Origin of the sequence: Streptomyces sp. (genome assembly GCF_031181705.1) — a bacterium.
Lineage (GTDB): Bacteria > Actinomycetota > Actinomycetes > Streptomycetales > Streptomycetaceae > Streptomyces.
Genome location: NZ_JAPSKN010000204.1, coordinates 1 through 7,179, shown reverse-complemented (window position 1 = coordinate 7,179; position 7,179 = coordinate 1). Strand labels below are relative to the sequence as shown.

The following is a 7,179-nucleotide window of genomic DNA, read 5'->3' as shown; positions in this document are numbered from 1 at the left end:
GGAGAAGGCTGCCGCCGAGGAGGAGGGAGAAACGAAACGGGGCCAGGCCGCCAACCGGAAGAGGAAGGGCCGCAAAGGGGGACGCCCCGTCGACCACGACGGGCTCAGGCGGGGGCGGCGACCAGCAGGGTGAAGGCGGCGATGATGACGGCGACGCGGACGTAGTGGAAGCGGTCCCAGCGGTTCATCTGCTCCTTCCAGTCCTCGGGCCGGTTCTCGGGGGTCCACGTCTTGCCCCGGTTGTTGATCGGGACGAGCAACAGGAGCGACATGATCACGCTGAGGATCAGCAGCGCGCCGGCGGTGACGACGAGTCCGGCGCCGTCGTGGTGCCATCCGGCGATGGCCCAGACCGCGACGAGGACGAGCGAGCCGATGTACCAGACCGGCATCAGGGCGCCGAGCATTCGGCCCCCGTGGGCGCGGCCGAGCTGGCCACTGTCCTCGGGGAGGGCGTTGAGGATCGGGTTGATGACGAAGGCGACGGAGAACTCCACCCCCACCATCAGGCCGACGACCACGGTGGTGAACACCTCGAGTGTGCTGAGCATGATGACCCTCCCGGAATCTAGCGTTGCTAGCCGATGAGGCAACGCTAGTACTGCTGCCGCTCGATTGTCTAGCAGTGCTAGAATCGGATCATGTCGGTACAGGAACGCAAGGAGCGCGAACGGGCGGGCCGCGAACGTCTCATCGTGGCCACGGCCCGCGAACTCGCCGAGGAGCAGGGCTGGGACGCGGTCACCACCCGCCGGCTCGCCGAGCGCATCGAGTACAGCCAGCCCGTCCTCTACAGCCATTTCCGCGGCAAGCGGGAGATCATCGGCGCCGTGGCTCTCCAGGGTGCCGCCGAGATGGCCGTGGCGCTGCGGGCCGCGACCCGCGCCGCGGACGGCCCGCGCGCCCGGGCCGCCGCCCTGGCCCGCGCCTATCTCGACTTCGCCGAACGCAACCCGGCGGTCTACGACGCCATGTTCCAGCTCGACGGCGGCCTGGCGTTCGCGCAAGAGGACACCCCGGAACCGCTGAAGGACGCCTTCGCCGCTCTGCTGGAGAGTCTCGGCGAGGTCGCCGGGGACGGCGTCCACCCGGCGCTGTTCACCGAGACGTTCTGGGCGGCCCTGCACGGGCTGGCAACCCTGACCCGAGCGGGACGGCTGCCGCCGGAGGACACCGAGCCGAGGGTGGAGCTGCTGGTGGGCCGGCTTGCCATGGTCTGACACACCGCCCCGGCTGCCCGCCCGCGGCATCGCTTCCGGTCACTCGCGCCCACACGGCGCAGCCGCGGACCGCCAGGCCCCGTACCCCGGACGGGCACGCGCCCCGCAAGCCGCGATGCTCGTTGATCACCACCCGATACGCGCCCTGGTGGCGCGGGAGGCGGGTGCCTCCCGCCTCAGCCGCGCCGGAGGCAGGTGCCTCCCGCCTCACCCGAACCAGGGAGCGGCTGCCGGTCCGCCTCAGCCGAACGTCGCCCGCTGGAGGCAGAACTCCAGCAGCTCCCGGTCGTCCAGGTCGGGCCCGGCGCCGGTGGCGTGCAGGTGGATGCTGCGGCCCGGGCCGAGCGGTTCCCCCACCACGTCGTCCAGCGCGGTCCGCTGCACGTACTCCACGATCTGCAGCCACTCGTCGATCGCGTCGGAGGCCACCTCGGGCGCGACCGCGTAGGGCAGGCCCACGGCGAGCGCCGCGTCCGCGCGGTGCACGGTGATCTCGTGCGTCACCCGGCGGGCCCGGAACCCGGCGCTCAGAACCCCCGCCCAGCCCCACACCCCGGTCTCCGGCCCGGCCTCCCGCAGGGCCGCGACGACCTGCTCACCGCTCTCCGCCAGCCACGCGTCCAGCGCGGCGGCGTCACCCCGCGCTTCAGGTCCGGCGAAGCCCGGCACCCGCTCCTCGGGCACCTCCTCCTCGGCCCGGGTCCGCACGATGACCCCCACCCAGCGCAGGGCACCGCCCAGGTGCCGGACCAGGTCCTCCAGCGACCACTCCGGGCAGGCCGGCACAGTGCCTGACAGATCGGCCCCGGAAGTCACCACCGACCTCGACAGGCCCGTCTGGTGGGCGATTTCGTCGCAGTAGCGGTCGTGCGCGAGCGGAGTCACGCCCCGCGCCCCAGGCCGCCGACGATCAGTCGAGCACCACGATTTCGGCCGCGTCGAACTCCACCCCGACCTCGTCCCCCACCTCGGGCGCCGCGCGCAGCGCGCACGCCGCCTCCAGGCGCGGGGCGTCCACGGGCTGGAGGTGGACGGCGACATGGGTGCCGCGGAACGTGCGCGCGGCCACCGTGCAGGGCAGGCCGGTGCCGGCGGAAGCCAGGCGCACCCCGGCGGGGCGCACCAGCAGCGTCCGCGTGCCCTGCGGCGCGCCCTCGGGTACCGGCACCTTGCCCCAGGGCGTGTCCGCCGCCTCCGCACCGACGGTCGCCTCGACGACGTTCTCGAAGCCGAGGAAGCGCGCCACGAACGCGTCGGCGGGCCGCTGCCACACCTCAAGGGGCGTACCGGACTGGGCGATCCGCCCGTCCCGCATCACCACGACCCGGTCGGCGAGCGCGAAGGCCTCGCCCTGGTCGTGCGTGACGGCGAGCACGGTGGTGCCCAACCGGCCGAAGAGTTCCCTCAGTTCGACCACCAGCCGCTCCCGCAGCGACCGGTCGAGCTGGCCCAGCGGTTCGTCCAGCATCAGCAGCCTCGGGCTCGGCGCCAGTGCCCGGGCCAGCGCGACCCGCTGCTGCTCCCCGCCGGACAGCGCGGCGACGGCCCGCTGCCCGGCGCCGGGCAGCCCCACGAGCTCCAGCAACTCCCGTACGCGCTCGGCCTGGTGGCGCCTGGACGCCCCGTGCATCCGCAGTCCGAAGGCGACGTTGCCGCCCACGTCCCGCTGCGGGAACAGCTGGTGGTCCTGGAACATCAGCCCGACACCCCGCCGGTGCGCGGGCACCCCCGCCTGGTCACGGCCGTCGAGCGAGACCCGCCCGGAGTCGAGCGGCTGCAGCCCCGCCACCGCCCGCAGCAGGGTCGACTTGCCGCTGCCGCTCGGCCCCAGCACACACACGATCTCGTGCTCGGCGACCTCCAGATCGACGGCGTCCAGCACGGCCCGTCCCCCGAACCGGACCGTCGCGCCCGCCAGGCTCAGCAGCATCAGAACTCCCCCGTCCGGTCCGTGCGCAGCCTCTCCAGCACCAGCAGGGCCACCGCGCACACCACCATCAGAATCGTCGACAGGGCCATCGCCTGCCCGTAGTTGAGGTCCCCGGGCCGCCCCAGCAGCCGGGCCACGGCCACCGGCAGCGTCGGGTTGTCGGGCCGTGCGATGAACACCGTCGCCCCGAACTCCCCCAGCGACACCGCGAAGGCGAACCCGGCCGCGATCAGCAGCGCCCGCCGTACGAGCGGCAGGTCGACCTCCCGCCACACGCGCCAGGGCGAGGCCCCGAGCACCGCGGCCGCCTCCCGCAGCCGGGTGTCCACGGCCCGCAGCACGGGCAGCATGGTCCGCACCACGAACGGCACCCCGACCAGCGCCTGCGCGAGCGGCACCAGGATCCACGAGGACCGCAGGTCCAGCGGCGGCTCGTCCAGGGCGATCAGGAACCCGAAGCCCACGGTCACCGCGGACACGCCGAGCGGCAGCATCAGCAGCGCGTCGAACCCGCGCACGAACCGCCCGGCGTCCCGGCGGGTGAGCGCGACGGCGGCGAGCCCTCCGACCAGCACGGCGATGAGCGTGGCGGCGACGGCGTACGACAGGGAGTTGCCGACCGCCTCGATCGGCGGGACCAGGAACACGCCCCCGTCCTCGCGGGTCAGCGCCCGGTAGTAGCCGAGCCCCGGCGCGTCGAGCGACCGCTGCACCAGCACGGCGAGCGGCAGCAGGAGCAGGAGCAGGACGGTGACGAGGACCCCGCCCAGCAGTGCCCACTGCCCGGCGCCGCGCGGCCTGCGCGCGGTCACGGACGGGTCCACCAGCCGCAGCGCGGTCTCCCGCCGCCGTACGGTCCAGGCGTGCAGGGCGAGGATCGCGGCCACCGCGAGGAACTGGATCAGCGTCAGCACGGCCGCCGTGGACAGGTCGAAGATCTCGGAGGTCTGCCGGTAGATCTCCACCTCCAGGGTGGAGAAGGTGGGCCCGCCGAGGATCTGGACGACGCCGAAGGAGGTGAAGGTGAACAGGAAGACCATCAGCGCGGCGGCCGCCACGGCCGGAGTGAGCGCCGGCAGGGTGACCTGCCGCCAGGCCTTCGCGCGGGACGCGCCGAGCATCCGCGCGGCCTCCTCCTGCCGCGGGTCGAGCTGCGCCCACAGCCCGCCGACCGTCCGCACGACGACCGCGTAGTTGAAGAAGACGTGCGCGAGCAGGATCGCCCACACGGTGGTGTCCAGCCGTACGCCCCACAGCTCGTCGAGCAGCCCCCCGCGCCCGACCAGCGCCAGGAACGCCGTACCGACGACGACCGTGGGCAGGACGAACGGCACGGTCACCACCGCCCGCAGCACCTGCTTGCCCGGGAACGACAAGCGCGCGAAGACGTACGCGCCGGGGAGCGCGAGCAGCAGCGTGAGCACGGTGGAGACGAGCGCCTGCCAGGTGGTGAACCACAGCACGTGCCGGACGTCGGACTGCGCCAGCACCTCCACGATCCGCCCGGGGTGCCAGGCCCCGTCGGCCTTCAGACCGCGCGCGACGATCGCGGCCACGGGGTAGGCGAAGAAGACCGCGAAGAACGCGACGGGCACGGCCAGCAGACCGAGCCGCGCCGCCGCGCCCCGCGTGCGGGCGGTCACTTCAGTACGAGCGAGGTCCACGACTTGACCCACTGGTCACGGCGGTCGGCGATCTTCGCCGGGTCCATGGTCTCCGGGTCCTTCGCCTGGGGCCCGTACGCCGTGAACTCCGCCGGCACCCGGGCGCCCTCGGTCACCGGGTAGACGAACATGTTGAGCGGCATGTCCTCCTGGAACTTCTTGCTGATCAGGAAGTCGAGGAGGGCCTTGCCGCCCTTGGCGTTCCCGGCGTTGCTCAGCAGTCCGGCGTACTCGACCTGCCGGAAGCAGGTGCCCTCGGCGACCCCCGTCGGAGCGGTGTCCGGCCTGGGGTCGGCGAAGACGACCTCGGCGGGCGGCGAGGAGGCGTACGACACGACGAGCGGCCGGTCTCCCTTGGCCTTCTTCCCGCCGGCCGAGCCGGAGAACTCCTCGTTGTAGGCCTGCTCCCAGCCGTCGACGACCTTCACGCCGTTGGCCTTGAGCTTCTTCCAGTAGCCCTCCCAGCCGTCGTCCCCGTAGCGCGCGGCGGTGCCGAGCAGGAAGCCGAGGCCGGGCGAGGACGCGGAGGCGTTCTCGGTGACCAGCAGGTTCTTGTACGCGGGCTTCACGAGGTCGTCGAAGCTCCGCGGCGGCTGCAGATCCCGGTCGGCGAAGTACTTCTTGTCGTAGTTGACGCAGATGTCGCCGGTGTCGACGGGCGTGACGCGGTGCTGCTCCCGATCGGCCCGGTACTCGGCCTTGATCCGCTCCGATCCCTTCGCCTCGTACGGCTGGAAGAGGCCGTTGTCGAGGGCGCGGGAGAGCAGGGTGTTGTCGACGCCGAAGAAGACGTCGCCCTGCGGGTTGTCCTTGGTGAGGATGGCCTTGTTGACGGCCTGCCCGGCGTCGCCGTCCTCGAGGACGCGGACCTTGTAGCCGGACTGCTTCTCGAAGGCCGCGATGACGTCCTTGGAGGCGGCCCACGAGTCGTGGCTGACGAGCGTCACGGTTTTGGAGTCGCCGGACTCCTGGTCACCGCCGGACGATCCGCACGCGGCGAGCGTGCCGGCCATGCCCAGTCCGACGACCGCCGCCGTCAGGCGCTTGATGCTGGTACCCACTTCATTCCTCCTGGAGTGACCAGGAGAAGACGCGGCCCTGCCCGGGACTTCCGGGGTCCCGGGCAGGGCGCAACAGCTCGAGTGATGACCGATCTCCCTACCCAGAATGACCTGGGCCAGGTTCGGAGGGTCTGCGGCCGGTGCCGCACTCTCAGCGCTGTGGCGCTCCCCTGTCGGAATATGCAGATGTTCTTACGACGGTCAGACTACCGTTCGGTGGCGGCGAGCTGACCACACGCCCCGTCGATCTCCTGACCACGGGTGTCCCGAATCGTCACCGGCACACCATGCGCGGCGATGGCCTCCACGAACGCCTTCTCGTCCTCGGGCCGGGAGGCCGTCCACTTCGACCCGGGCGTCGGGTTCAGCGGGATGAGGTTGACGTGCACGGGCCTGCCCTTGAGCATCCGGCCGAGCCGGTCACCCCGCCAGGCCTGGTCGTTGATGTCCCGGATCAGCGCGTACTCGATGGACAGCCGGCGCCCGGACCTGGCGCTGTACTCGAAGCCGGCGTCCAGCACCTCGCGCACCTTCCACCGCGTGTTCACGGGCACGAGGGTGTCGCGCAGCTCGTCGTCCGGGGCGTGCAGCGAGATGGCGAGGCGGCACTTGAAGCCCTCGTCGGAGAACCGGTGGATGGCCGGCACGAGCCCGACCGTCGAGACGGTGATCCCGCGCTGCGAGAGACCCAGCCCGTCGGGCTCCGGGTCGGTGAGCCGCCGGATGGCGCCGACGACCCGGTTGTAGTTCGCGAGGGGCTCGCCCATGCCCATGAACACGATGTTGCTCAGCCGCGCCGGACCGCCGGGGACCTCCCCGTCCCGCAGGGCGCGCATCCCGTCCACGATCTGGTGCACGATCTCGGCGGTGGACAGGTTCCGGTCCAGACCCGCCTGTCCCGTCGCACAGAACGGGCAGTTCATCCCGCACCCGGCCTGCGAGCTGATGCACATGGTCACCCGGTCCGGGTAGCGCATCAGCACGGACTCGACGAGCGTCCCGTCGAACAGCCGCCACAGCGTCTTGCGCGTGGTGCCCTCGTCGGTCGACAGATGCCGCACGACGGTCATCAGCTCGGGCAGCAGCGCTTCCCGCAGCCGCTCCCGGGACCCGGCGGGGATGTCGGTCCACTGCTCCGGATCATGCGCGTACCGCGCGAAGTAGTGCTGCGAGAGCTGCTTGGCACGAAACGGCTTCTCCCCGACAGCGGCAACGGCCTCCTTGCGCTCGGCAGGAGTGAGATCGGCAAGATGCCGCGGCGGCTTCTTGGCTCCGCGCGGGGCTACGAAAGTGAGTTCTCCGGG

General features: G+C 72.0%; 6 protein-coding genes, 1 pseudogene and 1 riboswitch. Of the genes and pseudogenes, 1 reads left to right on the top strand and 6 read right to left on the bottom strand.

Annotation, left to right across the window (positions count from 1 at the left end; genetic code table 11):
* Positions 1-104: 104 nt before the first annotated feature.
* Complete coding sequence (locus RIN80_RS25375) at positions 105-551, bottom strand: DUF1772 domain-containing protein (RefSeq protein WP_309097972.1); 447 nt, start codon at positions 549-551, stop codon at positions 105-107.
* Positions 552-641: 90 nt separating this feature from the next.
* On the opposite strand from RIN80_RS25375, the gene RIN80_RS25370 reads away from it, so the two are divergent.
* The gene (locus RIN80_RS25370; protein WP_309097971.1) at positions 642-1,220 is read left to right on the top strand and encodes a TetR/AcrR family transcriptional regulator; all 579 of its coding nucleotides are present in this window, start codon (positions 642-644) and stop codon (positions 1,218-1,220) included.
* A gap of 270 nt (positions 1,221-1,490) precedes the next feature.
* On the opposite strand, the pseudogene RIN80_RS25365 reads toward RIN80_RS25370, so the two are convergent.
* The 5 genes and pseudogenes from RIN80_RS25365 to rlmN form a co-directional block, all read right to left on the bottom strand.
* Positions 1,491-2,105 (bottom strand): annotated as a pseudogene (locus RIN80_RS25365) (maleylpyruvate isomerase family mycothiol-dependent enzyme); the annotation flags it as partial.
* 25 nt (positions 2,106-2,130) lie between these two features.
* Entirely contained in the window at positions 2,131-3,150 is a 1,020-nt protein-coding gene (locus tag RIN80_RS25360; RefSeq protein WP_309097969.1) for an ABC transporter ATP-binding protein, read from the bottom strand.
* On the bottom strand, positions 3,150-4,814 hold the full coding sequence (locus RIN80_RS25355; RefSeq protein WP_309097968.1) for an iron ABC transporter permease: 1,665 nt from the start codon (positions 4,812-4,814) through the stop codon (positions 3,150-3,152). Before RIN80_RS25355 ends, RIN80_RS25360 begins: the two co-directional genes overlap by 1 nt.
* A complete protein-coding gene (locus RIN80_RS25350; RefSeq protein WP_309097973.1) occupies positions 4,790-5,827 on the bottom strand; it encodes a thiamine ABC transporter substrate-binding protein in 1,038 nt (345 codons plus the stop codon). Before RIN80_RS25350 ends, RIN80_RS25355 begins: the two co-directional genes overlap by 25 nt.
* 124 nt (positions 5,828-5,951) lie before the next feature.
* A riboswitch (TPP riboswitch) is annotated at positions 5,952-6,057 on the bottom strand.
* Between the two features lie 24 nt (positions 6,058-6,081).
* Positions 6,082-7,179, bottom strand: a 1,098-nt coding sequence (rlmN, locus tag RIN80_RS25345) for a 23S rRNA (adenine(2503)-C(2))-methyltransferase RlmN (RefSeq protein ID WP_309097967.1), incomplete at its 5' end; no start/stop codon positions are given.